This is a genomic window from Hyphomonas sp. (assembly GCF_965284475.1).
Classification (GTDB): domain Bacteria; phylum Pseudomonadota; class Alphaproteobacteria; order Caulobacterales; family Hyphomonadaceae; genus Hyphomonas.
In genome coordinates this window covers 959,875-983,029 of the sequence record NZ_OZ260087.1, presented here as the reverse complement: position 1 = coordinate 983,029, position 23,155 = coordinate 959,875, and the positions used below count along the sequence as shown (strand labels likewise).

The window sequence follows — 23,155 nt, the reverse complement described above, 5'->3', positions numbered from 1 at the left end:
GATCGGAACAACCGGAGACCCCTATGAAATACTGGCTGATGAAATCCGAACCCGATGCCTGGAGCTGGGACCAGCAAAAGGCAAAGGGCAAGGCTGGCGAGGAATGGTCCGGTATCCGGAACTATACGGCGCGCAATTTCATGCGCGACATGAAGCTGGGTGATCAGGTCTTCTTCTACCATTCCAACAAGGGGCTTGAAGTGGTGGGCATTGCCGAGGTCTGCGCGCTCAGCGCGCCGGATTCCACAACCGACGATGAGCGGTGGGATTGTGTCCACATTCGTGCACTGGCTGACATGCCAAAGCCGGTAACGCTGAAAGATGTGAAGGCCAATCCGAAGCTGGCCGAGATGAGCCTTGTGAAATCATTCCGCCTGTCCGTGCAGCCCGTGCTGGCGTCGGAGTGGAAAGAAGTCTGCAGGATGGGCGGGCTTGACCCGAAGACGCTGAAGCGCGTCTAAGCTGCTGCAACGCGCATCGCTTCCTCGCAATGGATGCGCGCGCTGTCATAGACGGGCAGGGGACTGTTGGCGGCGTTCAGGACAAGTCCGATTTCGGTGCAGCCGAGGATCACACTGTCAGCGCCGCGTGCTGCGAGCGCCCTGACAATATCGACATAGCGGCGCGTCGTTTCCGGGGTCACGACACCTTTGACGAGATCGTCGAAGATGATGCGGTGGATGTCGTCGCGTTCCGCCGGTTCCGGGACAACGGGCGGTGCACCGAACGTGCTGGCAAAATGATCCGGATAGAAGGGTTCTTCCATCGTGTAGCTTGTGCCGAGCAGGGCGGGCACATGACGGCCCTCGGCACGCAGGCGCGCGGCCGTTGCATCGATGATGTGAATGAATGGCACGGACAGGGCCTGTTGCAGTGGTGCGGCGACCTTGTGCATCGTGTTGGTGGCGAGAAGGACGAGTTCCGCGCCGGCGCGCTCAAGCCGCAGGGCGGAGTCCGCGAGCTGCTGTCCGGCCTCGTCCCAGTTTCCCGATTGCTGCAGTGCCTGCACCTCGCCGAAATCGAGCGCGTCGATTATCACCCTTGCGCTTGCATTTCCGCCCGAACGGGCGCGCGCGATTTCGCACAGTGTTTCGTAATAGATCATGGTCGAGGCAGGGCCCATGCCCCCGATTATGCCAATCGTCTTCATCCGCGATTGCCCTCTTCGAAACCGGCTAGCGTCCATTCGGCAAACTGCGCGAGGTCGCCGCCCGTGAACAGGAAGCCCGCCACACCCGCCGCGCGGGCTGCATCAATATCTGTCTGCTTGTCGCCGATTAGGAAGCTGGACTCGCGCTTCACGGGGAAGTCGGCCATCGCCTTCAGAAGCATGCCGGGCTTTGGTTTGCGGTCAAAGCTGTCACGTCTGTAGCGCGGATTTTCGCCCTCCTCGTGATAGGGGCAATAGTAAATGCGGTCGATGGCAGCGCCCTTTCCGGCAAGCTCGCCAAGCATCCATTCGTGCAGCGTGTGCATGTCGTGCTCTGCATAGAAGTTGCGCGCGATCCCGGATTGATTGGTGACCACGAAAACGAACCATCCGCGCGCCTTGAAGGCAGCAATTGTCTCGGCCGCGCCGGTAATCCATTCAAAGTCCGACACCTTGCTGACATAGCCCTTGTCGACGTTGATCACGCCGTCGCGGTCGAGGAAAAGGGCGGGGCGCTGGTAGGTCATCCGAGCGTTCTTTGCCCGTGTGTCCGGCAAGTTGCAACACTTGCAAATGCGCCGAAATGGCTGGACCTGTCCTGGAAAACGCGGTTGTCTTTCTTTCGAGGGGCCGACAAGAGCCCCCAACCACGACCCATGGGAGGGCAAAACTATGGAACAATATCTACCGCTCATTCTGAGCGCCATCGGCGGAACCGTGCTCGGACCAATCATTTCCAAGCTGACCGGAGGCAGTGGCACCGGGGGTATTATCGGCGGCATTCTCGGCGGAATAGCCGCTCATTACGGACTTGATGCTGCAAATGTGCAGGTCCTGGGAGACGCCGCAGCCGGGGCAACATCGCCCATGAACATTATTAACAGCCTGCTCGAGGGCGGCGTCGGCGGTGGTGTGGTTGGCTTGATCGCCGGCATGCTGATGAAGAGCAAGGGCTAGCGCCTTCGCGATCTGAACCCGATTTCAAACCATCTGGCGGTCCGGCCTGAGCCGGATCGCCTTTTTTATTCTGCGGCGGCTGGCAAGGCGCCCCGGTTTTCGCGCACGCCGCGCATGAACGGGACGATTGCGAGCATGGTCAGCAGGCCCGCCAGCAGGAAGGCTGCGCCGCCAAAGCTGAACGGCGCGCTGTCGCGGGTGAAGTAAAAGAGCGCACCATTCATTGCCAGCGGGCCCAGTATCATCGCCAGCGAGTTCAGGCTGGCACTCGCGCCCTGAAGCTCTCCCTGCGCATTGCGCGGCGTCAGCGTCGACATCAGCGAATTGATGGCCGGACCGGTCACACCGCCCAGCGCGCCAATCGGGATGATCGCATACACGATCCAGGCTTGTCCGGCGAAGGCATAGGCAAACATGACCAGGGCGCTGATGGACATGCCCAGCAACGCCGTGCGCACTGTACCGAACCGCTTCAGGATCACCCCCATCAGGCCAGCCTGAACAATGGCCGCGCCCACGCCGACAAGGCCTAGCGAGAACCCAATCTCCTTCGGGCTCCAGTCATAGCGGATCTCGCCATGAACCGACCAGGTGGCCGGGTAGACAGTATGCGCCAGGAAGAAGATGCCTGCCGCCAGCAGGAACCATGACACCTGGGGCAGTCTGGAAAAGTGTTTGACCGCTCCAAATGGATTGGCGCGCCCGATGTCAAAGGAACGCCGGTCAGCCTTTGCCAGCGATTCCGGCAAGACAAACAGGCCATAGCAGAAATTGACGGCCGCCAGACCCGCTGCCGCAAAGAAGGGCGCGCGTGGATTGATCTCGCCCAGGAAGCCCCCCAGCACGGGCCCGAACACGAAGCCGAACCCGAATGCGGCGCCGATCATGCCGAACGCGCGACCGCGCTCGGACGGTTCGGTGACATCCGCGATATAGGCGTTCGCCGTGGAATAGGTTGCACCCGAAACCCCTGACAGGGCCCGCCCGATGAACAGGAGCCAGATCGAAGTGGCAAAGCCCATGATGAGAAAGTCGATGGCGAGCGTGCCAATCGAAACAAGCAGGACTGATCGCCGGCCGAAATGGTCGGACAGGGCGCCGATGGTCGGGCCAAACAGGAAATTCATCAGGGCATAGGTCGCTGCCAGCAGGCCTAGCCAGATTGTGGAATCCTCCGGCGAAACATGCATCATCTCCTGCACCAGGCTTGGAATGACCGGGATGATCAGTCCGAAGGCCAGCATGTCGATGGCGACAGTTATGAGGACAAACAGGAACGCGTTCTTGCCATGTCTGCGGGGGGTGGGCGTATCGGTCATGTTCAGGCTTTGGGCGGGAACGGCGCAAAGGTCAATCGGCGCGTGGTGTGGAAAATCCTGCCCTTGCTTTTGCCCGGCGACCGCGACGATTATGAAACGGACATGGATCGCAACGCATACTAATATGGCGTATGGCCGACAGCATTCCGATTACACGCATTAACGTACCGGCAAGCCGGATCAGGGCGATCCGGTCTGCGGTGCGAGAGGTCACGCATCTCGGGAGTGCGCCCGATGCGTCGCGACTGGCGACGCTTGACGACGCGCCAGCGCTTCTCGCCTTCCTGTCCGATCCGGCCGTGCACGCGCCGATCTATAGCCTGCCGCGTCCGTTGACCGAGGCGAGCGTGCGCGCCTTCGTCCAGGAACACCTCGTCCAGCGCACGGCGGGCGAGGGCCTGCTGTTCGTGCGCGGCGAGGCGGATGTCATTCTTGGCTACAGCGATATCCAGGTCTGGCCGCAATGGGCGGCCGGCGAACTGGGCGGGGCGCTGCATCCGTCACTGCACCATCAGGGCAGGGGGTCGCGAGGGGCGGCAGAAAGTTTTGCCTGGATGTTCGAGGCGCTCCAGCTGGACGTGATCTGCGAAACGGCGAGCCATGAAAATGTGCCGACCCAGCGTATGCTGGACGGTTTAGGGTTCACGCGCAAAGGCGAGGTCGAAAGCGTGCGTCCTGACGGCACGGCACGCGCGTCACTTGTGTGGGAGATCACGCGCAGCGACTGGCTTCGACTTCACCCCAACTGAGGCCACACGCGGCCGGCTTTGCACGTCACCGCTGGGAAATCAGGCGATATCGGCCCGCGCCGCGTCTGGCAGATGGCGTCCCAGGAACGGGACAATCCGGTTCAGAAGTGCCGGCACGATCCTGTCCGGCAGATCATGGCCCCATTTCTCGAACACTTCGAGTTCGGCGCCGGGAATGCGGCTGGCGATGTCGCGGCCCGCTTCGGGCCGGATCAGCGGGTCCATTGCGCCATGCAGGACTAGGGTCGGCTGGGTGATTGTGCCGAGCCGTTCATACCAGCTGGGCTGGGCAACGATGGCGGCATATTGCCGGGCGACCCCCATCGGGCGGTCTGAACGGTTGAAGTCGGCTATTGTCTGGTCCCGGATGGCCTCATCGGTGGCGCGGATCTCATCATGCGAACCGATGACGCGGCGCGACTTGACGGCAAGGTCGGCGACTGCCTCGGCCCTGCGGGTTTCGGGCACGGCTGTCAGGGCCGCCTGGGCTTCGGGCGTGCTGCGCGGCAGGTCAGGTGCACTCGACGTGGTCATCACCGGGATCAGCGTGCGCACACGCTCCGGCTGGTTGAGAGCCATCAGCTGCACGATCATGCCGCCCATCGACACGCCGAGGACGTCGGCCTTGTCTGCACCGAGCGCGGTGACCAGCGCGGCAGCATCGTCCGCCATGTCGTTCAGGAGGTAGGGCACGGCCATTTCGGGCGGCGTGCCACCTGAAATGGCCTGCACGATATCGCGGGGTGCCGGCGGCACGGCTCCGGAAAATTCCGTGCTGAGGCCGATGTCGCGATTGTCGAAACAGACGACGCGGCGCCCGGCATCGGCAAGCCCGCGCTTCAGGGCATCGGGCCAGCGGGTCAATTGTCCGGAAAACCCGGAGACGAGCAGCATCAGCGGGTCATTGGGTGACCCGGTTTCCTCATACTCGATCTCGATACCGTTTGCCCTGATACGCGCCATTTGCGGCCTCCCGTGTCTGCTTCTTGTTGCAGATGAGTAGAGGGCATGTGGCCTTGCCTGTAAATCCTAGCGGCCAAGCTCTTTCATGGCTTCATCGAGGCCGGACAGCGTCAGTTCGAACATGCGGTGCTCGCCGATCAACTCACGGATCAGCTTGATCGAACCGGTATATTCCCACGCGCCCTCCTTGACCGGGTTAAGCCAGACAAGATTGGGGAAGCGTTGCACAAAGCGCTGGACCCAGATCCCGCCGGCTTCCTCGTTCCAGTGCTCCACCGAGCCACCGGCATAGGTGATCTCGTAGGGGCTCATCGTTGCATCGCCGACGACGATGACCTTATAGTCGGACGGAAACTTGTTGAGCACGTCCCAGGTCGGGATGCGATTGTTCATGCGGCGGCGATTGTCTTTCCACAGGCCCTCATAGGGGCAGTTGTGGAAGTAATAGTATTCGAGGTTCTTGATCTCGGACCTTGCCGCCGAGAACAGTTCTTCCATTACGCGGACATAGGGATCCATCGAGCCGCCGACATCGAGCAGCAGGAGCACCGACACGGCATTGCGCTTTTCCGGGCGCATCTCGATGTCGAGATAGCCCTTGCGGGCCGTGTTGCGGATTGTTGAGTCGAGGTCCAACTCGTCCGGTGCGCCCTTGCGGGCCCATTTGCGCAGACGCTTCATGGCCACCTTGATGTTGCGGGTGCCAAGCTCGACATTGTCGTCGTAATTCTTGAATTCGCGCTTGTCCCACACTTTCACGGCGCGGCGGTGGCGGGATTTTTCCTGCCCGATGCGCACGCCTTCGGGATTGTAACCATTGGCGCCGAACGGCGATGTACCACCCGTTCCGATCCATTTATTTCCGCCTTCGTGGCGCTTTTTCTGTTCTTCGAGGCGCTTTTGCAGCGTTTCCATCAGCTTCTCGAAGCCGCCCATGGCCTCGATTTCGTCCATCTCTTCCTTGGTCAGGAATTTCTCCGACATCTTGCGCAGCCATTCCTCGGGAATGTCGGTGACATCGACGGCATCTGCCATGCTGTCGAGGCCCTTGAAGACGTGGCCGAACACCTTGTCGAACTTGTCGATATTTCGCTCGTCCTTCACCAGGGCGGCGCGCGACAGGTAATAGAAGTCGGTCACTTCCATATTGATGACCTGCTTGTCCATCGCCTCCATCAGCATCAGGTATTCCTTCAGCGTGACCGGCACTTTGGCTTCACGCAGTTCATTGAAGAAGTTGAGGAACATGGGGCGTCTTTCCTGTCTTGAGGCCAAAAGATAACGTGCCTTGGGGCCCATGTCCAAGCTGACGCAGCGAAAAGCAGGGCGGTCATGTCCAGTTCACCCGTCATGGCTTAGGAACCAGGCCATGTTGAAGGCCATCCTGATCCTGCTCGCCGCCCTGTCCCTTGTGCCACTGGCCCAGGCTGCGCCAACGGCCTGCAGCGGCCCGGGCGAAGCCAAATGCATGTTTGAAGCGATCTGGGACGCGGCAGGCGCGCTGCCGGCCAAAAAGCAGGCGCGCCTCCAGCCGGCATTCCTGGAAACGGTCAGCCGCGCGGATGATGCCGCACTCCTGAAATCATGGGAAATGCGCATTGGGACCAGTGCGCGCCATCGAACACCCCCCAACGAATATGCCAGGGACCAGGCAAAGGCCGTGATTGCGCAGGCCGGTTGGAGCGGGTTCGAGCAGCGTGCCCGCTCCGGGATCACGCCGTTCAATATTGGCCGGCCGGAGATCATGGCGGCGGGTGTGCGCCTCGCAAATGATGACGCCACGAGGCGCCGCCTGATGGCGGCCATGTTTGACCTGGCGCAGACAAAGACCACGCGCGGCGGCCTGGGTGATGATTTCGAGAAGGGCGATTTCGGGCATGCGCTGGCCGAACTGTCCATGCAGCGCTGCGATCTGTCCGGCTTTGACCGGGCCGTTGCCCTGACGTCAGCGCCGGACAGTCTGCGCTATGCCCTTTGGCGGGCCCGGATCGCGGGCAATGCTGGTCATCTGGCCAGCCGGATACGGTCAGAGGCTGATCCTGATGATACGCGGCATGTCCGCCATGCGCTGGAAGGTTATGGCCCGATTGTCACGCTTGGCTATTGCCAGCGCCCGTAAGTGAGACAGATTGTCAGTCAGGCTTTCCGCCAGAGGGGAACCGGTTCATAAGGGGCCGCAATGACCGAGTTTGACAATGACATGGCCGATCCTGACGGCGATCCACCCGAAGCCATTTGCGGCAGCAAGGAAGTGGGCGCCATAGCGCACCTCTACCGCGCGGAAGTCTACCGTTCGACCGTCTGGCGCCAGCGCCTCGACCAGACCACGAACTGGGCCGTGATCTCGACCGGTATCGGCCTGTCTGTGGCCTTTGCCAGTGCGCAGGCCTCGCCGTTCCCCATCGTGCTTGTTGGCGCGCTCTGCATCGTCTTCCTGACGCTGGAATCACGCCGCTATCGGTTTTTCTACGTCTGGCGCTTTCGTGCGCGCGTGCTGGAAATAGCCTTCTATGTGCCGATGCTGCGCGGGGAAGGGGCACGCATCCCGGTCGATCGTGGCACGGCCCTGTCGGACGATTACGAAAAGCCGCAATACCGGATTTCAAACATACGGGCCATCGGCCGCCGTTTGCGCCGCAATTATGGCTGGTTGTTCGCCATTCTCGGCGCCGCTTATTTTGCGAAGATCGCGATCCACCCGACTGATGTCGAAACCTGGTCGCAATTCGTGCGCCGCGCGCACATTGGTCCGATCCCGGGTGAGGTCGCCATTGGCTTTGGCCTGTTGTTCCATGTGATCTGGATCACCATTGCCGTCAAAACCTGGCTCGACGAGCGACATGACAAGTCAAAGATGGCCGACTTCCTGAAGAGCCGGGAAGACGTCAACAAGCGCGCCAACGCGCTGGAGCGCGAGGAAGCCCAGGCCGAAATGGATATTCTCGGGCATTAGGGGCGGCTGGACTGCTGCACTGCAAAATTGAAGGAGGCGGGCTTTATCACGGGCCCGCCTCTTTCAGTTTCGACACTCTTGCAGAACGTGCCTCAGCCCGCCGGCCCGCGGCGTCCGCCGCCGTCCTGACGGCGTGAGAGGAAAGCAAGGCGTTCGAACAGGGCGACATCCTGCTCGTTTTTCAGGAGCGCGCCATGCAGTGGCGGCGTCAGGCGCTCGGGATCCTTCTCGCGCAGGGTTTCCAGGTCGATATCCTCGTTCATCAGCAGTTTCAGCCAGTCGAGCAGCTCGCTCGTTGACGGCTTCTTCTTGACGCCCGGCAGTTCGCGCATGGCGTAGAACGTGGTCAGTGCGTCACCGACCAGCTTGTTCTTGATCTTGGGAAAGTGCACGTCGATGATTTCGCGCATCGTTTCCTCATCGGGGAACTTGATGAAGTGGAAGAAGCAGCGGCGCAGAAAGGCGTCCGGCAATTCCTTCTCATTGTTAGACGTGATGATGACGATCGGGCGAACCTTGGCCTTCACGACCTCGTTGGTCTCGTAGACATAGAATTCCATGCGATCGAGTTCCTGCAACAGGTCGTTCGGAAATTCGATGTCAGCCTTGTCGATCTCGTCGATCAGCAGGACAGGGCGCTTCTTGGCCGTGAACGCCTCCCAGAGCTTGCCCTTCTTGATGTAGTTCTTGACGTCCTTGGCGCGCTCTTCACCCATCTGGCCGTCGCGCAGGCGTGAGACCGCATCATATTCATAGAGACCCTGGTTGGCCTTGGTGGTGGACTTGATATGCCATTCGATCAGCTCGCAATCGAGCGATTTGGCGACCTCGATGGCCAGCACGGTCTTGCCCGTGCCAGGCTCGCCCTTGATGAGCAGGGGGCGCTCCAGCGCAATGGCGGCATTCACGGCCACTTTCAGGTCATCAGTGGCGACGTAATCCTTGGTGCCTTCAAAACGCATGGGCCGGGGTCCTCTTTTCGTGTTTCGCCGACACAATAGGCTGCGTGCTTCGCTGAGCAAGCTTTGACGTTGCGGGAAGACTGACATTCCGTGAAAAAGTGGTAATCGCGCCATTCCCCTACGGAAACAGCTTCGCACCACTTGCCAGCTGTGGTATGGAGGAATGGCCATGCGCGCCGCCACGGAGCACCAGCTTCAGCTTAGCGTCGCGCCTGCCTCTGGACTGTCATTCCCATGCAGGAAAGACGTTCCAGGGTGGGTGCAGGCCGTATGATCCAAAATGCCCGATGATAACGGGCGCATGGCACTATAACGCCACCGGGCTGCCTGGCAGGATTAACGCCTGGCAATCAAGCGTTAACGCCTTTCTGCAAAATTCAAGGAAATCAGGCAGAATTGGATTCGCTTGCAATGCCCTTGAAGCTTTCCCTGAAGCCCGGAGAGACGTTCGTGGTCAACGGCGCTGTCGTCCGCAATGGCGACCGGCGGGGTGTGCTTCTTCTGGAAAACCAGGCCCGGGTCCTGCGGGAAAAGGACATTCTGCGCCCCAATGAGGCAACGACGCCCGTGCGGCGCGTCTATTTCGCGATCATGCAGATGTATCTGCTCGGCGAGATTGATGGTCCTGCCTATACACAGACGGCGGAAGCCGTCGCCGCACTGCTGGCTGCCGCCTCGACAGAAGACGAGCGCGCGACCGTGCTGGAAATATCTGCAGACGTTGCGGCGGCCGATCTCTATCGGGCGCTCAGCCGTTGCCGTAAGCTGATGACAGCTGAAACGGCAGGTGCAAGCTGATGGCAGATGGCAGCCTCATGCGCACGCGCGCCCAGTCTGGCGATGGCCGCCTTGGTCTCGACGAGGCCATCACGCGCCTTGAGGCAGGGCAGGGTGACGGCCTGGTTGTCGATCTCGGCAATGGTCGCACCGCAATTGCAGACGGCCATCGCGGCGATGACGGGCTGCTCCAGCGTCTTCGCGGACACCGCATGATGGTGGCGCTTGCCTCCGGTGCGGCGGATCTCTCACAATTCTCCGCCAGTGACGGTGCTGTGAAAGTTTCTCCACTTGTGCAGGAAATACTCGACGCTGCCGTCCAGAGGGATTAGGGGCCTCGCGCATGAGCGCAGAACTGATCTCCCTGTTTACCGCGACATTCGTCACATTCTTCGTGCTGATTGATGCTCCCGGCGTGGCACCGATTTTCGCGAGCCTCACGGCGCAGGGTGACGCGGCCTACCGGCGCAGGATGGCGTTCAAGTCGACTTTTGTCGCCTCGATCATCATGTTCGCCTTTGCCTTTGGCGGGGCGTGGCTGCTCGGCGCGATGCATATTTCCATTGATGCCTTCCGGGCGGCTGGCGGCGCACTCCTTTTCCTGATCGCACTCGACATGGTGTTCGAGAAGCGGACGGAGCGGCGAGAGCATCGCGCCGAAGAATTGCTGGAAGGCCATGACGACGATACCGAGCCCGATGACATATCCGTTTTCCCGATCGGCATCCCGATGATTGCCGGACCCGGGTCGATCGCGACCGCCATGTTCTACATGTCACAGGCGACCATATGGACCGAGAAGGCTGTCGTGCTCTCGGCCATCGGGCTGAACCTGCTTCTGACTCTGGTGATCTTCCTGGCGGCAGGCCCGATTGTGCGCCTGATGGGGGCCAGTGTGGCCGGGGCGCTCACGCGTATCCTCGGTGTGATCCTGGCGGCGCTGTCGGTGCAGCTGCTGATCGACGGCATCAAGGGCGCCTTCGGCCTCGGCTGATGCCTATTGCGGCGCTTCGAGGCGTGGGCGCCGGTGAAAGTTGCGCCGGAATGTCGATAGCGTCACCCAGAACATGACAAGGCCCGCAGCGGTCAGTCCCATGAACTGCAGTACCAGCTCGCGCGTCCAGCGCACACCGGTATCGGCAATGCGCAAGGCGTGTGGTCCCATTTGCTTGACCAGCGCCACGGACCTGTCGCCACCGGCCTCTGCTATGAGGCGCACACGGCGCAGATCGGCACTGTCCTTCACCTGTTCGACCAGCGTCACTGCCGCTGACGGATTGGTCAGCGATCCGATACGGTCAATCTGGGCAAGATCGGTCTCCAGCCGCGCCAGGCCATGCGGGTCAATGGCGCTTTTATATGCCGCCCTGACGCGTTCGACCCGCACCTTTGTCGTGGCCAATTCTGCAAAGGCCTCTTCCAGGGCCGGCTTCAGGGCGGCGTCGGGCAACGCATCATCCAGCCGATCGGTCAGGTATTCGGTGAATTCAGGCGTGATACGCCGGGACCGGCGCGCCGATTTCAGGATCGACAGTGCGCGGATATTCGTTTCAATTTCGGCATCGGGCTGGCCAGCCTGGGCCAGACCGATGCCGGTAATCTTCAGGACGAGCTTGTCGACACGGTCGCCCTCCAGCCAGCGTTCGGAATGGTTGGCAAGATCGGCATGCGTTCCCAGAAGGGCAAACCGGGCTTCCGTAACGGGCGCTTCTTCTTCCGCGGCCGGATCTTCCTCAGTTGCTGCCTCGGACGGCACGTCTTCACCGTTTTCTTCCGGCGGTTCGGCCAGTGTGTTCTGATTGCGTGCGGACCCCAGCGCAGCAGCAAAGCGCTGGCTGACATCGACAGGCAGCTTCCGGAGGGCGGCCATGGCGATGCGTTCGTCCTCGGTGCCGGTCACTTCGGCATTGGCCGCCACCATCAACTCCTTCACCTCGTCGCGGCTCAACATCTGGGGCGCGGTCATGAGAAAGCCACGCGCGGCCGTGACATCGCGGGCGGTAAGTTCACGCGAGACGATGTCGTGCCAGAACTTGTATTTATCAGCGGCGTTACGCGGAGCCATCGCGGTGAAGGCTTCGTCCATGTTGTGGCGTGTCTGATCAATCGCCTCGACGGAGGGCGCATCAGAGAAGGTGGCGCCTGAAAAGGCTCCACCGAGTATCTGTGCTCCGATGACAGGCATGAGAATGAGCAGTGAGTTGAAAATCACGGCCTGCATCCAACCGGAGGAGCGGATTGATCTTTTCCGTCGGCGGGCCATGAGCACTGAAACCGTTGCGAAAGCTGCACTTTGGACGAGGTTTCATAGAGCGCGGGGTCGCCCCAAAGATCAAGCCTTGGCCTGCTAATTGCTTCTGGAAAGGTGCCTCCGGAGCCTGTTCTTTATGTCACAATACCACCATTTATGCGTGTTAACGCCACAATTAACTGAAAACATTGGGAAAAATAACTGCGCGACGGCGATTGCGATGAATCGCTTGCCGCTCTATATCGGGCCCATCCTGATTAAAGGAGTCTGCTATGAGTATTGAACTATCAGACGACTACCGCCCCTCCGACGACGAGGAGTTCATGAACGAGCGTCAGCTGGCTTTTTTCCGGCGGCTGCTCGAGAACTGGAAGGCGGACATTCTCGACGGCGCAAAACAGACGATTCACAATCTGCAGGACGAATCCGGTTCCCTGCCTGACATTGTCGACCGGGCCTCTGCCGAAAGCGACAAGGCACTGGAACTGCGTACCCGTGACCGTCAGCGCAAGCTGATCTCGAAAATTGACAGCGCCCTGCGCCGCATCAGCGATGGCAGCTACGGCTTCTGCGAGGCGACGGGTGAGCCAATTGGCCTGCGCCGCCTGGAAGCGCGCCCGACGGCAACGCTCAGCCTCGAGGCGCAGGAGCGTCACGAGCGCAAGGAACGCACCCTTCGCGACGACTGATCGCGATTATTCGCAAGTTGCAAAAGAGAACGGCGGCCTCCCGGTTTTCGGAAGTGCCGCCGCCTTTTTCCCATCAACCCAACGCCGCGGCGATTCTGCGTCGTGCCTCGTGCGTTAAGGGGATGATCGCATCAAGGTCCAAACGTTCCCTTACTTGAGAGTAATCAGGGCCTTAACTCAAGCAGTGCTTGTTTAACTTTGAACCTGAATCCATTAACACGCACCCCTGCCTGGCATGTTGCGAACACTGCAGCTGGCGAAAAGTCCTAACCAAGCGTTAACCCTCTTGGGGCCACAATGTCCACTTGATCCACCGGAAGCCGCCAACGCCCATGAACCGACCTCTGCCCGCCACTGCCGATGACGGATGGGACATGTCTCCAAGGCGTGAAACCGCGGTAATGCTCGATATGCCGACAAGCTTCGAAACCTTTGAACAATCGGCGCGCAAGCCTGTGCTTCGCGGCAAGCTCAGCTCGGCCGAGATCGAGGCACTCCTGCGCCCGGACCTGTCGGACATGGCGCCCGAACCGGCCCCCCCGCCGGCGAAGACCATCACACCGCGCCCGATACCAGACCTCGACGAGCCCCACACAGCCCGAGCGGACCTGCCCGAAGACGCGCTGCGCCTGGCCGCGCGCCTGTCACTGGCATTCCGCCAGGGTTGCGGCCTGCGTGCTGCCGCCACAGTCACAGACGCGTCAGCGGGCACATTCGCCTCGGCGCTGGCTCAGCATTCCGGCGAGATGGGCCGCGCCATTGCCTGTTTCGCCGCGCCTGGTGGCGAGATCATTGCCATGCTCAGCCTCAGTGCGCCGCTGGCTGCAGCTCTCATCGAGAGCGCCTGCGGCGGCAAGCCTGGTCCGTTCGCGCCACGTGAACTGACACCGCTTGATGCCGCCCTGCTAGAGGGCCTCGTGCGCCCGCTCGGGGCAGGTATCTCTCCGACGCTCAGCTTCTCGCGCATCGAAACCGATGCCGATTTCGCCGCCGCCCTTGCCCGGCCTGGTGAGGCAGACGTCATCGATCTCGATGTCCGGTTTGATTCGGTGCGGATGCCTGCGCGGATGATCCTGGCCAGCGATGACCTGTTCGACCTGGTGGCGACCGCCCCCACACCCCACGCGCTCGGCACTGCTGCCACATCTGCCGCCACCCCATCCGGCGCAGCGGTCACAGCCGTGCTGACCGCCCGGATCGCAAGCCTCAGCGTGCCTCTGTCGCGTCTGACAGACCTGAAGGCGGGCTCCACCCTGCTGCTGGGGCTGCCGGCGGACCAACCTGTGGAACTGCTCTCGGGTGGACGTAATGGCCCGGTCGCCGCCGAAGCGCAGATCGGCCGCAAGGGCGCTCAGATGGCCCTGCGCATCACGAAACGCGGCCCGGCCCTGCGCTAGGTCAGCTTCACCGCACTTTCCGCTTACGCGCCATGTGCGCCTCGGCGGCGGCGCGTGAGGCGTCCGGCGACCCGGCACTGCGCAGTTCGCCCTCTCTCTGCGCCCAGAGACGCTTCTGGTAATTGGTCGAGATAATATCCGTCACGACGAGTACGAAGATGACCAGATAGAAGCTGGATTTGCTCATCGCGTCGATGGCGAAGCCGAAGATCGTCAGATGCGCAATGTGCGCGCCCTCGGTGACAAGCAGCACCCCGACGAGGAAGAGGATGAAAAGGCCAAGAACCTCGTACATCCTGTTTTTCTTGAGAAAATTGGCGACCGTATCGGCCATCAGTGCCATCGCGATTCCGGATGCGATAATCGCAATCGCCATGAGCCAGACCTGGTAAGTGATCACGATGCCGCCTGCAGCATCGACGGATTTCTCATTGGCGATGGCCATGGCGGACAGGATTGAATCGAAGGAAAAGACCAGGTTCATTGCCACAATCAGGAGCGTTGCCTGCAGGACCGTTTTGGGTTTGCCGCCTTCACTGTGCTCAATGAATTCAACGCTTAGCAGGTGGGTGATTTCCTTGACTGCCGTGTAGATGATGAAGGCACCGCCCGCGAAGGTGATCAGGCTCTGGAACGTGAACTCGCCGACGAAAATGCCCGGCAGGTTGATATCGAACAGGGGCGCGGCGAGCGCATCGAACAGGGCGACGATGATGAACAGCAATACGACGCGAAACAGGACCGCAAGGCCGATGCCCCAGCGCCGCACCATTGGGGCTTTCTCCTCACCGACCCGCTTGGATTCAATCGAGATGTAGAGAAGATTGTCGAAGCCGAGAACGGCCTGAAGCATCAGCAGCATCAGGAGCGTAAACAGGCCTGATAGCGAAAAAACTTCCTGAATAAACCCTGCCAGCATGGCCCGGCCCCCTTGATTTGAAACGTGATCGTGTCAGGCGTTAGCGCCGTGAAGCCGAAAATGTTCCCATCAGCGCGCGTCGGCCTGCCTGATGAATTCGGCCTGGATCTCGATTTCCACCTCATCGGCAATCAGGCCCGAATATTTCGAGACGCCGAATTGTGTCCGGTCGATCCGGCCTGTCGCAGAAAACCCGATGACGTCCGCGCCGCGCAACCGGTCGAAAGCGGCGCCATTGAACGTGGCGTCCAGCGCAACGGGCGCCGTGACCCCATGCAGCGTCAGGTCGCCCGAGACGGTTGCTGTCGTGTCGCCTGTCAGCGCGACCGTGGTGGACGTGAACACCGCCTGAGGAAAGGCCGCCGTATCAAACCAGTCAGGGCCCATGAGCTCGGCGGCAAATTCATCATTGGCAATATCCAGCGAGGTCATATCAATCACGGCTTCGACGCTGGAACTGGCCGGATCGTTCGCGTCCCCGGTGAGGCTCGCATCGAACATCTCAAACCGTCCGATATAGGTGGAGTAACCAAGGTGGTTGATCCGGAACAGGACAGCGGCATGTGTCCTGTCGAGTGAATAGTCGCCTGCCTTGACCTCGGCCACCTCGGTGCTCACGTCCGGCTTGAGCAAGGGCGCAACCACCGACGCGCAGGCGGTCAGCAGGGCGAGGCTCAGCCCCGCCGCTGCCGGTTTCAGCAGGCCTTTGCGCATGGCGCTAGTTCTCCTTTGTTTCCTCTACCCACGCCAGCACGCTCTGCTCCAGAATGGCCAGTGGAACGGCGCCATCTCTCAGCACGACATCATGAAAGTCGCGAATGTCGAACGCATCACCAAGCTCGGCTTTGGCCATCTCGCGCAGGTCAACGATTTTCAGCATGCCGATTTTGTAGGCGGTCGCCTGGCCCGGCATCACGATATAGCGGTCGATGGCTTTCTGGCAGTCGCCTTCGGGGTTGGGTGTGTTCTTGAGGAGGTACTGGACGGCCTCTTCGCGGGTCCACTTCCTGTCATGGATGCCGGTATCGACCACGAGACGCGCTGCGCGCCAGATTTCCATCGCGAGCCGGCCAAAATCATCATACGGATCAGAATAGTAACCCATTTCCTTTGGAAGCAGTTCCGAGTAGAGGCCCCAGCCTTCGGTATAGGCCGTGTAGCCGCCATACTTGCGGAAGCTTGGAATGCCTTCCAGTTCCTGCGCCATGGCGATCTGCATATGGTGTCCGGGAATGCCCTCGTGGAAGGCCAGTGCCTGCAACTGGTAGGTCGGCATATCCTGCATCCGGTAGAGATTGGCATAATAGGTGCCCGGGCGGCTGCCATCGGGGGCGGGGCGGGAGTAGAAGGCCTTGCCTGCTGACTGTTCGCGGAACGGTTCCACAGCCTTCACGATCAGGTCAGCCTTCGGGAAGGTCTTGAACACGGTGGGCAGGTCTTCACGCATGGCGTCGATCGCGGCTGTTGCCTCGGCGAGATACTCGGAGCGCCCTTCGTCCGTATTGGGCTTGAAGAATTGCGGGTCCGTGCGGGTGAACTCGAAGAATTCCTCGAGCGTGCCATCAAAGCCGACCTGTTTCATGATGCTGCGCATCTCGTCCTGGATGCGCGCGACTTCTGCCAGTCCCAGCTCGTGGATTTCATCCGCCGTCATGTCGGTCGTGGTAATCTGTTTCAGACGCATGGCATAATAGGCGTCGGCATCAGGCAGCTTCCAGGCACCATCATCTGTCGTTGCGGCAGAGGTCTGGGCCTCAAGTTCGACAATGGCGGCCTCGTAGGCGGGGCCGACACCGTCGCGCAACGCGTCAGCCGCGCGCGCGAGAAGCGGCTCTGCCTCGTCCTGCGTGATTGTTTCGGCATCAACGAGGGCCGTGACTTTCTTGCGGAAGTCCTCCATGAGCGGGCTGTCCTCACCTTCGTCGACAAAGGGATAGCCTGTGATTACACCGCGCGAATCCGACAGGACATAGTCATAAACAAAACGGGGCGGCAGGATGCCTTTCGCGGCTGAAGCCTGCGCGTTGGCGACGTTCTGGTCAAGATAGGCGGGAATGCCTTCCAGTCTTGAAATATAGGCTTCGGCATCCGACAGGCTGGCGACCTTGTGCTGGTTCACCAGGAAAGCCGGGATTCCCGACTGGACGCCGAACATCTGGTTGAAAACATAGGCGTGACCACGGAACGGGAAGGCCGCTTCGGCCTGCGACAATTCATATTCGGCCAGGCGCCATGACAATTTCGCCTGCGGGTCCAGCCTGTCATACTCAAACGTCGCCTTCATTTCGGCCACGATGGCACGCTGAAGCTCAAGATCTCCCAGCGCGTGGGCATCGGAGACATCGTCCCACTGTCCATAATCGTCCTTGATACCCAGATAGGTTTGCGTCATCGGGCTGCGGGCAACCGTTTCAAGGAATTTCGCCTCGAACCAGGTGTTCAGGCGGGCGCTTTCGTCTGCAATGGCCTCAGGTACTGCTTCGGCGGGTGCGACGGTTTCTGTGACAGGAGTCTGCGCGGGCGGCGGCGTGGTGCAGGCGGCCAGAAGCAATACAGCGGCAATGGCGGTGGCGGTTCGCATCATGGGGAGGCTCCGAATCAAATGAGGTTTGTGCAATTTCCACAGTGAGTCTTAACGCTTTTTTCGGTTTCGTTAACCTTTGCTGTGTCAATGTAACTGGATTAGGATTCCGCTACGGCTGAGTCGGCGTGGTGCCGGCGGAATCAGTGTATAGTGATCCGGCATGTTGCGATGCTGTCGGTGCAGGAGATGTAATACGCATGGATTCCCTGGAACTGACGCAGGCAGCCAATACGGGCGATGACGGCGAAACCACGGGCGACGAGGGCATGTCCGCATGGGGCGGTCGCATCGACGTCATGCAGCTGCTGTTCTGGGGCTGCCTGTTGATTTCCATTGCTGCCGCAAGTGTTGCGCTCGCCTGGCCGAAAGCGTCCGGTGCCCCGGGGCCCATCCTGCTCATAACCATGGCGTCCGGCGGGCTGGTATTCCTGCTTTGGATCGTGCGTGGGGCAGGTCGGTTCCTCGGACTGTTTCCGGAGCGTGGATCGGCTGCGCGGGCTGTTCAGACGAACATGCCCCGTTTCGGCTGGATCGAGGCGCTCGACGAATCGGTGCTGATCACTGATCAGGGCGGCGCGCCCGTCGCGGCCAACCAGTCCTATGCCGAACTCAGCCAGCTTGCCCTGATGGTCGGTCAGGCGGACGGCGGTGCTGTCACGGTTGATCGCCTGTTCGGCGCCAATCCGGGCCTTGCCGCACCGGTCTACCGTCTGTCCAAGGCGGCGATGGCGGGCCAGGCCCGCCGCGAAGTCCTGCCACCAATCACGATCGGCTCCGAACAGGTGCCCGCCCAGTTCGAAATCGGCGTCTCGCCCTTGCCGCGCCAGCGTGTACTCTGGCGTATCCGCCGGATCGCGGGCCAGCAGGAGGCGACTGGTGCCTCAGATCTGAAATCCCTCTATGTCGAGGATGCCCCGATGGGCTTCTTCGCCGCCCGCCCGGATGGCACGATTACCTATGCCAATTCATGGCTTCGTGAACTGCTCGGCCTGCCGGAATCGGCGAAGAACATTCGCATCGACGACATCATGCGTCCTGAATTCGTGAAAATGCTGGCGCGTGACCGCAAGACCGGCGCGCCCGGACGTGCGGATATACAGTTGCGCGCCCGCGATGGCGTCGAAGTTCCGGTCCAGGCCATCACGACATGGGCCGGCCGCGGGGCCGAGGCGGCTGGCCGCACGATCATCCTTGCCAACCAGCAGGTGATGAACGGCCAGGAAGAGCGCCTCAATTTTGCGTCCTCGTCGCGTCCGCCACGCCTTGAAGGCGATCCGATGTTTGACGACGCGCCATTTGGCGCCGTGCGTCTGCAGGGCGACAGCGTCGACGGAGCGATCATCCTTGATGCCAACCGCGCGCTGATGGAAATGACAGGCGGCGAAGCGACGCCAGGTGGTCATTTCGCGAACCTGTTTGTGGCTGAAGACGGCCCGGATGCGCTGAACACGTCGCTGATCGATGCAATCGACAAGCCTGTCGGCCTGAAACTGGCCGGACGCGAACAGCGTCACGTCAATGTCTTCGTCACGCTGGATGGCAATGGCCGGCCATCGGTTGCCTATGTCATCGACATTACGGAGCAGCGCGAGCTGGAACTGCGCCTGGCGCATGGCGAAAAGATGCAGGCCATCGGCCAGCTTGCCGGCGGCGTGGCGCATGATTTCAACAATGTGCTTCAGGGCATCATTCTCAATAATGAGGATCTGATGACCAGCCACCCTGTGGGTGATCCATCCTACAATAACCTGAAATCGATCCACGAATTCTCGATCCGGGCAAAGGATCTCGTCCGCATGCTCCTCGCCTATGCCCGCCAGCAGACATTCAAGCGGGAAATCTTCAACGTGACGGACTTCCTGTCCGAATTTTCCATCCTGCTTCGCCAGATCCTTGACGAGCGCGTCGAGATCGAAGTGAAGCACGGCCGCGATGTGCCCCATATCAAGGCTGACAAGAACCAGCTTGAAACGGCGATCATCAACCTCGCCACCAATGCGCGCGATGCCATGATCAGCCACAATAATGGTGGCAAGCTGACCATCCGCACGGCACGCGCCACCGGTAAGGATGCGCAGGCCAGGGGCTTTGGCTATGTCGAGGATGGCGACTACATGCTGATCGAGGTGGAAGACACCGGTCATGGCATGCCGCGTGACGTCATGGACAAGATTTTCCAGCCCTTCTTCACCACCAAGGAAGCCGGCGTTGGTACGGGCCTCGGCCTTGCCACGGTCTATGGCATCATCAAGCAGTCGGGCGGCTATATCTGCCCTATCTCAAGTGTGGGCAAGGGGACGACATTCCAGATCTACCTGCCTGCCCTTCGTGCTGAAGACATTCCGGCACCTGTTGAAATCACCCAGGCGGAGAAACTGGCCAATCGCCCGATGGATATTTCCGGACGCGGCCGCATCCTGCTGATCGAGGACGAAGACGGCGTGCGCGCGATCACCGCGACCCAGTTGCGCAAGCGCGGCTATGACGTGTCGGAAGCCTGTGATGGCGAAGAAGCCATGGAAGTGCTTGAAGACAATCCGGGTAGCTTCGACCTGGTTATCTCGGACGTTGTCATGCCTGGCATGGACGGCCCGACCCTGATCCGCGAGGCGAAGGAGTTGCTGGGCCATGCCCGCGTCATCTTCATCTCCGGCTATGCCGAGCGCGACCTTGCCAAGCAGCTGGACGATGACCGCGCCGTTTCCTTTCTGGCCAAGCCATTCACGTCCCGACAGCTGGCCGAGCGCGTGAAGATGGAACTCGGCAATCCGAAAGCGGAAGCAGCCTAGGCGCGCGCCATATTACATCATCCGCTTGGTGGCCCAGAATTCCTTGAGAACGAGGGCGAAGCTGCCGGGGTGTTCGGCACAGGCCCAATGGCCTGCATCCGGCTCGATGTGTAGGGGATACTGCCAGCGTTTTGCGAAACGCTGCGCCACGGAGACATCCACAAAGGGATCGGTCTCGCCCCAGTAGAGCTGTCCCTTGGCAGGCAGGTTTGCCAGGTCATTCTCCCAGTCACCCGAGAATCGCAGGCCGCGGGCAGAGCGGTAGAGCTTGAGGATCGCCCGGCGCATCGTCTTGTCGACCAGCGGGGCTTCATGCGCCGCCATGCTCGCAGGCATGCCGCCTTCGGCCAGTGCGGCCTCAAGCTTGGCGCTGTCCCGCATGCCCGCCATCACGAGTTCGCCGAGCAGGGGCGTCGCCCACATGCGCGCCATGCGGTGGCCGGAATACTGGCTGTCGATTACGGCATTGGTGACGCACCAGCTTTCCACCAGGTCCGGCCGCAGGGAGCAGGCGCGCAAGGTGAGCAGGGCGCCCCAGTCATGGCCGACAATGTTCACCGGCCGTCCCACGGCGTCCATCTGGCCGACCAGCCAGTCTGCATAGGCCTCCTTCGTGCATTTGAAGCCTTCCGGAACCGGGCAGCCAAAGCCGGGCAGGGCAGGCGCCATCCACTGGTCCGGTTTCAGGCCAAGCGCCTTGATCAGCGGGCCCCAAAGAAAAGGCGTGTCCGGCACGCCATGCACAAACAGGATCATTGTCTTGCTCCCCCGAGCCCCAAGTGACTGTTCCTGAAAAGGATTGAGCCACAAGCTGCGCCCGTGAGCAAGGATTTCGCGCTCAGGTGGGCCGTACCGAACCGGGATGCTTCCCTTGGGGGCGCCTTAGCCCAGCCTCTCCCAACAGGACCGGCCGAAGGCGTCATAGGCGTCCATCTCGATCACCATCTGGCGGAACAGGTCCGCGTCGCCGATGTCATCCGGCAGGAGGGGATCGAGGTTGATTGTGCGGATGACGGACTGGCCGACGAGCAGAGTCTCGCGGGCGGCGGCGTCGGGTGGCAGGCTGGCGGCGGCCTTGCGGCTCGCCCGCATGGCGGCGATGGCACCTTCATAAGTGGCCTTGAGGTCATCGGTAGACCAGAGGTTGCGCCAGTTCACGCCCGCCGGCATGGCGGTCTCGCTAATGGCCACGAGCAGTGCGTCTTCCTGCAGGCCAATGCGCAGCAGCGCGGCGCGCAGTTGCGTCAGTGACTGGCGCAGATTGTCGGGCCGCACCCACAGGCCCGCTTCGGCCTGGGCAAAACCATAGAGGCGCAGGGCCCGCATGCGGGCGCGCAGGTCTTTCCGGTCTGTGCGGCCAAGATGATTGGTGATGACGCCGATCCATCCGCCGGTCCATGGACGGGTGCGGGCGGGGGCGCCCCGCCAGTCGCTGATTTCGGCGGTGAAGGCAGCGGCCTTCGGGCCAGTCGCATAGACACCGCGGTCGACGCTTTCCAGCAGGCCTTCCTTCACGAGCCGCGTCACCGCCATACGGATGGCCGTCGGCTCCATGCCGAACAGGCTGCCGGCGCGCGAGAGATAGGCCAGCGTCTGCGGCCGTCGCCCCGGCACGCTCATCAGAGACAGGACAAGTGTGCGCGCGGACACGTCTTCGGCGGCAGTCGGTTTAAAACGTAACGACATTTGACGTATTGTGCATAATTATGTTACAAAGACAAAAAGATAATGAAGTCGAAGGGAAGACGCCTGAACATGACTGAAGCCATACGCCTGTCTGATGCGCTTACGAAGGAAGAATTGCGCGTCCTGTCGACGCCTTCCGACGTGAAAGCGATTGCGTCACTCCTGTTCAACTGGGCGCTGATCGTGGCGGCCTTCGCCGTGCCGATCATCTGGACCAACCCGCTGACCATTTTCGCGGCGATCGTGTTCCTCGGCGGGCGCCAGCTCGGTCTCGGCATTCTCAACCATGACTGCGCCCACCATGCTTTCGTCAAAAGCAAGGGAGGCAATGATTTCATCGGGCACTGGCTGTGCGGCGCGCCGATGAACATCTCGGTCTATGCCTATCGCGCCTATCACCTGAAGCATCACAAATATGCCGGCACCGAACAGGATCCGGACAGGATTTTCGTGAAGAATTATCCGGTCTCGAAGGACAGCCTCAAGCGCAAGCTGCTACGTGATGTGACTGGCCGTACAGGCTTTCGCGACACGATGATGAAGCTGAAGGGATTCAAGCTGAAGAAACATTATCCCTGGCTCGTCTTCCATGTCGGCCTGCTGGCCGTGCTGACTGCCGTCGGCGCGCCATGGGCCTACCTGATGTGGTGGGCAGCGGAGATTTTCGTCTATCCCGTGTTGACGCGCGTGCGCCAGATCGGCGAGCATGGTGTCGCGATCAATCGCGACAGTCTCGACCCGCGCGACAATACAAGTACGACACTGGCGTCATGGTGGGAGCGGCTGCTGATTGCGCCCAACCAGGTGAACTATCACCTCGAGCATCACCATTTTGCTGCCGTGCCGGGCTATAACCTCCCCCGGTTGCACAAGCTGCTGTCCTCACGTGGCTATTACCGCAACCATGACTGCATCTCGCATGGCTATCTCGATGTGCTGAAGCGCGCCGTGCGTCATGACGAGGCCGAAAGCGCCGTAGCAGCCTGAGGCCTGTCCCTTGTGGGCGCACT

General features: G+C 61.0%; 24 protein-coding genes. 12 read left to right on the top strand and 12 right to left on the bottom strand.

Annotated elements, in window-relative coordinates:
* Nucleotides 1-23: 23 nt before the first annotated feature.
* Nucleotides 24-461, top strand: coding sequence for an EVE domain-containing protein (locus ACQ66M_RS04575; protein WP_430402203.1), 438 nt, complete (start codon nucleotides 24-26; stop codon nucleotides 459-461).
* Here the strand turns inward: ACQ66M_RS04575 and ACQ66M_RS04570 are convergent.
* Entirely contained in the window at nucleotides 458-1,150 is a 693-nt protein-coding gene (locus ACQ66M_RS04570; RefSeq protein ID WP_430402201.1) for an aspartate/glutamate racemase family protein, read from the bottom strand. The two genes, ACQ66M_RS04575 and ACQ66M_RS04570, sit on opposite strands and share 4 nt — an antisense overlap.
* Nucleotides 1,147-1,677 (bottom strand): D-glycero-alpha-D-manno-heptose-1,7-bisphosphate 7-phosphatase, encoded by a 531-nt coding sequence (locus ACQ66M_RS04565; RefSeq protein WP_350174405.1) that lies wholly within the window; start codon nucleotides 1,675-1,677, stop codon nucleotides 1,147-1,149. Before ACQ66M_RS04565 ends, ACQ66M_RS04570 begins: the two co-directional genes overlap by 4 nt.
* A gap of 145 nt (nucleotides 1,678-1,822) precedes the next feature.
* Here ACQ66M_RS04565 and ACQ66M_RS04560 point away from each other — a divergent pair, with 145 nt between their 5' ends.
* Entirely contained in the window at nucleotides 1,823-2,107 is a 285-nt protein-coding gene (locus ACQ66M_RS04560) for a hypothetical protein (RefSeq protein WP_430402199.1), read from the top strand.
* A 65-nt stretch (nucleotides 2,108-2,172) separates the two neighbouring features.
* Here the strand turns inward: ACQ66M_RS04560 and ACQ66M_RS04555 are convergent, their stop codons facing one another.
* Nucleotides 2,173-3,426, bottom strand: a complete 1,254-nt coding sequence (locus tag ACQ66M_RS04555; RefSeq protein ID WP_430402197.1) for a TCR/Tet family MFS transporter — start codon at nucleotides 3,424-3,426, stop codon at nucleotides 2,173-2,175.
* 131 nt (nucleotides 3,427-3,557) lie between these two features.
* Here ACQ66M_RS04555 and ACQ66M_RS04550 point away from each other — a divergent pair, with 131 nt between their 5' ends.
* Nucleotides 3,558-4,175, top strand: a complete 618-nt coding sequence (locus tag ACQ66M_RS04550; RefSeq protein ID WP_430402195.1) for a GNAT family N-acetyltransferase — start codon at nucleotides 3,558-3,560, stop codon at nucleotides 4,173-4,175.
* A 39-nt stretch (nucleotides 4,176-4,214) separates the two neighbouring features.
* On the opposite strand, the gene ACQ66M_RS04545 is transcribed toward ACQ66M_RS04550, so the two are convergent.
* Together ACQ66M_RS04545 and ACQ66M_RS04540 are read right to left on the bottom strand one after the other, a co-directional pair.
* Nucleotides 4,215-5,138 (bottom strand): alpha/beta fold hydrolase, encoded by a 924-nt coding sequence (locus ACQ66M_RS04545; protein ID WP_430402193.1) that lies wholly within the window; start codon nucleotides 5,136-5,138, stop codon nucleotides 4,215-4,217.
* Between the two features lie 66 nt (nucleotides 5,139-5,204).
* Complete coding sequence (locus tag ACQ66M_RS04540) at nucleotides 5,205-6,386, bottom strand: vWA domain-containing protein (RefSeq protein ID WP_430402191.1); 1,182 nt, start codon at nucleotides 6,384-6,386, stop codon at nucleotides 5,205-5,207.
* 121 nt (nucleotides 6,387-6,507) lie between these two features.
* On the opposite strand from ACQ66M_RS04540, the gene ACQ66M_RS04535 reads away from it, so the two are divergent.
* Nucleotides 6,508-7,257 carry a hypothetical protein gene (locus tag ACQ66M_RS04535; RefSeq protein ID WP_430402189.1) on the top strand — a complete coding sequence of 250 codons (750 nt, stop codon included), beginning with the start codon at nucleotides 6,508-6,510 and terminating at the stop codon, nucleotides 7,255-7,257.
* Between the two features lie 60 nt (nucleotides 7,258-7,317).
* The gene (locus ACQ66M_RS04530) at nucleotides 7,318-8,091 is read left to right on the top strand and encodes a DUF2270 domain-containing protein (RefSeq protein ID WP_350174391.1); all 774 of its coding nucleotides are present in this window, start codon (nucleotides 7,318-7,320) and stop codon (nucleotides 8,089-8,091) included.
* 92 nt (nucleotides 8,092-8,183) lie between these two features.
* Here ACQ66M_RS04530 and ACQ66M_RS04525 read toward each other — a convergent pair whose 3' ends face one another.
* Complete coding sequence (locus ACQ66M_RS04525; protein WP_045698425.1) at nucleotides 8,184-9,053, bottom strand: AAA family ATPase; 870 nt, start codon at nucleotides 9,051-9,053, stop codon at nucleotides 8,184-8,186.
* 411 nt (nucleotides 9,054-9,464) lie between these two features.
* Between ACQ66M_RS04525 and flbT the strand changes: the two genes are divergently transcribed.
* Genes flbT through ACQ66M_RS04510 form a run of 3 tightly spaced genes read left to right on the top strand, consistent with a single transcriptional unit; the run spans nucleotide 9,465 to nucleotide 10,824 of the window.
* Nucleotides 9,465-9,851, top strand: coding sequence for a flagellar biosynthesis repressor FlbT (gene flbT, locus ACQ66M_RS04520; protein ID WP_430402188.1), 387 nt, complete (start codon nucleotides 9,465-9,467; stop codon nucleotides 9,849-9,851).
* A complete protein-coding gene (locus ACQ66M_RS04515; protein ID WP_350174387.1) occupies nucleotides 9,851-10,162 on the top strand; it encodes a hypothetical protein in 312 nt (103 codons plus the stop codon). The genes flbT and ACQ66M_RS04515 overlap by 1 nt, the downstream gene beginning before the upstream one ends.
* Before the next feature lie 11 nt (nucleotides 10,163-10,173).
* Nucleotides 10,174-10,824, top strand: coding sequence for a MarC family protein (locus ACQ66M_RS04510; protein WP_430402186.1), 651 nt, complete (start codon nucleotides 10,174-10,176; stop codon nucleotides 10,822-10,824).
* Between the two features lie 3 nt (nucleotides 10,825-10,827).
* Here the strand turns inward: ACQ66M_RS04510 and ACQ66M_RS04505 are convergent, their stop codons facing one another.
* The gene (locus ACQ66M_RS04505) at nucleotides 10,828-12,051 is read right to left on the bottom strand and encodes a hypothetical protein (RefSeq protein ID WP_430402184.1); all 1,224 of its coding nucleotides are present in this window, start codon (nucleotides 12,049-12,051) and stop codon (nucleotides 10,828-10,830) included.
* 302 nt (nucleotides 12,052-12,353) lie between these two features.
* Here ACQ66M_RS04505 and dksA point away from each other — a divergent pair, with 302 nt between their 5' ends.
* A complete protein-coding gene (gene dksA, locus ACQ66M_RS04500) occupies nucleotides 12,354-12,770 on the top strand; it encodes an RNA polymerase-binding protein DksA (protein WP_045698416.1) in 417 nt (138 codons plus the stop codon).
* Between the two features lie 332 nt (nucleotides 12,771-13,102).
* Nucleotides 13,103-14,167 (top strand): FliM/FliN family flagellar motor switch protein, encoded by a 1,065-nt coding sequence (locus ACQ66M_RS04495; RefSeq protein WP_430402182.1) that lies wholly within the window; start codon nucleotides 13,103-13,105, stop codon nucleotides 14,165-14,167.
* A 7-nt stretch (nucleotides 14,168-14,174) separates the two neighbouring features.
* Here ACQ66M_RS04495 and ACQ66M_RS04490 read toward each other — a convergent pair whose 3' ends face one another.
* The 3 genes from ACQ66M_RS04490 to ACQ66M_RS04480 all read right to left on the bottom strand — a co-directional run bounded on the left by ACQ66M_RS04490 (nucleotide 14,175) and on the right by ACQ66M_RS04480 (nucleotide 17,670).
* Nucleotides 14,175-15,086: a TerC family protein gene (locus ACQ66M_RS04490; protein ID WP_430402180.1), complete on the bottom strand. Its 912-nt coding sequence runs from the start codon at nucleotides 15,084-15,086 to the stop codon at nucleotides 14,175-14,177.
* 69 nt (nucleotides 15,087-15,155) lie between these two features.
* Complete coding sequence (locus tag ACQ66M_RS04485) at nucleotides 15,156-15,800, bottom strand: YceI family protein (RefSeq protein ID WP_430402178.1); 645 nt, start codon at nucleotides 15,798-15,800, stop codon at nucleotides 15,156-15,158.
* Nucleotides 15,801-15,804: 4 nt separating this feature from the next.
* A complete protein-coding gene (locus ACQ66M_RS04480; RefSeq protein ID WP_430402176.1) occupies nucleotides 15,805-17,670 on the bottom strand; it encodes a DUF885 domain-containing protein in 1,866 nt (621 codons plus the stop codon).
* A gap of 197 nt (nucleotides 17,671-17,867) precedes the next feature.
* Here ACQ66M_RS04480 and ACQ66M_RS04475 point away from each other — a divergent pair, with 197 nt between their 5' ends.
* On the top strand, nucleotides 17,868-20,459 hold the full coding sequence (locus tag ACQ66M_RS04475) for a response regulator (protein ID WP_430402174.1): 2,592 nt from the start codon (nucleotides 17,868-17,870) through the stop codon (nucleotides 20,457-20,459).
* A 12-nt stretch (nucleotides 20,460-20,471) separates the two neighbouring features.
* Here the strand turns inward: ACQ66M_RS04475 and ACQ66M_RS04470 are convergent, their stop codons facing one another.
* Both ACQ66M_RS04470 and ACQ66M_RS04465 read right to left on the bottom strand, forming a co-directional pair.
* Nucleotides 20,472-21,215 (bottom strand): alpha/beta fold hydrolase, encoded by a 744-nt coding sequence (locus ACQ66M_RS04470; RefSeq protein WP_430402172.1) that lies wholly within the window; start codon nucleotides 21,213-21,215, stop codon nucleotides 20,472-20,474.
* Nucleotides 21,216-21,341: 126 nt separating this feature from the next.
* Nucleotides 21,342-22,145 (bottom strand): hypothetical protein, encoded by an 804-nt coding sequence (locus tag ACQ66M_RS04465; RefSeq protein ID WP_430402170.1) that lies wholly within the window; start codon nucleotides 22,143-22,145, stop codon nucleotides 21,342-21,344.
* 69 nt (nucleotides 22,146-22,214) lie between these two features.
* Here ACQ66M_RS04465 and ACQ66M_RS04460 point away from each other — a divergent pair, with 69 nt between their 5' ends.
* Nucleotides 22,215-23,132: a fatty acid desaturase family protein gene (locus ACQ66M_RS04460; protein ID WP_430402168.1), complete on the top strand. Its 918-nt coding sequence runs from the start codon at nucleotides 22,215-22,217 to the stop codon at nucleotides 23,130-23,132.
* Nucleotides 23,133-23,155: the final 23 nt, after the last annotated feature.

Coding starts and splice junctions, on each gene's coding strand:
- dksA (WP_045698416.1), top strand. CDS start 12,354: ATGAGTATTGAACTATCAGACGACTACCGCCCCTCCGACGACGAGGAG.
- ACQ66M_RS04565 (WP_350174405.1), bottom strand. CDS start 1,677: ATGACCTACCAGCGCCCCGCCCTTTTCCTCGACCGCGACGGCGTGATC.
- ACQ66M_RS04525 (WP_045698425.1), bottom strand. CDS start 9,053: ATGCGTTTTGAAGGCACCAAGGATTACGTCGCCACTGATGACCTGAAA.
- ACQ66M_RS04510 (WP_430402186.1), top strand. CDS start 10,174: ATGAGCGCAGAACTGATCTCCCTGTTTACCGCGACATTCGTCACATTC.
- ACQ66M_RS04495 (WP_430402182.1), top strand. CDS start 13,103: ATGAACCGACCTCTGCCCGCCACTGCCGATGACGGATGGGACATGTCT.
- ACQ66M_RS04465 (WP_430402170.1), bottom strand. CDS start 22,145: ATGTCGTTACGTTTTAAACCGACTGCCGCCGAAGACGTGTCCGCGCGC.
- ACQ66M_RS04555 (WP_430402197.1), bottom strand. CDS start 3,426: ATGACCGATACGCCCACCCCCCGCAGACATGGCAAGAACGCGTTCCTG.
- ACQ66M_RS04470 (WP_430402172.1), bottom strand. CDS start 21,215: ATGATCCTGTTTGTGCATGGCGTGCCGGACACGCCTTTTCTTTGGGGC.
- ACQ66M_RS04540 (WP_430402191.1), bottom strand. CDS start 6,386: ATGTTCCTCAACTTCTTCAATGAACTGCGTGAAGCCAAAGTGCCGGTC.
- ACQ66M_RS04475 (WP_430402174.1), top strand. CDS start 17,868: ATGGATTCCCTGGAACTGACGCAGGCAGCCAATACGGGCGATGACGGC.
- ACQ66M_RS04460 (WP_430402168.1), top strand. CDS start 22,215: ATGACTGAAGCCATACGCCTGTCTGATGCGCTTACGAAGGAAGAATTG.
- flbT (WP_430402188.1), top strand. CDS start 9,465: ATGCCCTTGAAGCTTTCCCTGAAGCCCGGAGAGACGTTCGTGGTCAAC.
- ACQ66M_RS04490 (WP_430402180.1), bottom strand. CDS start 15,086: ATGCTGGCAGGGTTTATTCAGGAAGTTTTTTCGCTATCAGGCCTGTTT.
- ACQ66M_RS04505 (WP_430402184.1), bottom strand. CDS start 12,051: ATGCAGGCCGTGATTTTCAACTCACTGCTCATTCTCATGCCTGTCATC.
- ACQ66M_RS04530 (WP_350174391.1), top strand. CDS start 7,318: ATGACCGAGTTTGACAATGACATGGCCGATCCTGACGGCGATCCACCC.
- ACQ66M_RS04535 (WP_430402189.1), top strand. CDS start 6,508: ATGTTGAAGGCCATCCTGATCCTGCTCGCCGCCCTGTCCCTTGTGCCA.
- ACQ66M_RS04550 (WP_430402195.1), top strand. CDS start 3,558: ATGGCCGACAGCATTCCGATTACACGCATTAACGTACCGGCAAGCCGG.
- ACQ66M_RS04485 (WP_430402178.1), bottom strand. CDS start 15,800: ATGCGCAAAGGCCTGCTGAAACCGGCAGCGGCGGGGCTGAGCCTCGCC.
- ACQ66M_RS04515 (WP_350174387.1), top strand. CDS start 9,851: ATGGCAGATGGCAGCCTCATGCGCACGCGCGCCCAGTCTGGCGATGGC.
- ACQ66M_RS04575 (WP_430402203.1), top strand. CDS start 24: ATGAAATACTGGCTGATGAAATCCGAACCCGATGCCTGGAGCTGGGAC.
- ACQ66M_RS04560 (WP_430402199.1), top strand. CDS start 1,823: ATGGAACAATATCTACCGCTCATTCTGAGCGCCATCGGCGGAACCGTG.
- ACQ66M_RS04570 (WP_430402201.1), bottom strand. CDS start 1,150: ATGAAGACGATTGGCATAATCGGGGGCATGGGCCCTGCCTCGACCATG.
- ACQ66M_RS04545 (WP_430402193.1), bottom strand. CDS start 5,138: ATGGCGCGTATCAGGGCAAACGGTATCGAGATCGAGTATGAGGAAACC.
- ACQ66M_RS04480 (WP_430402176.1), bottom strand. CDS start 17,670: ATGATGCGAACCGCCACCGCCATTGCCGCTGTATTGCTTCTGGCCGCC.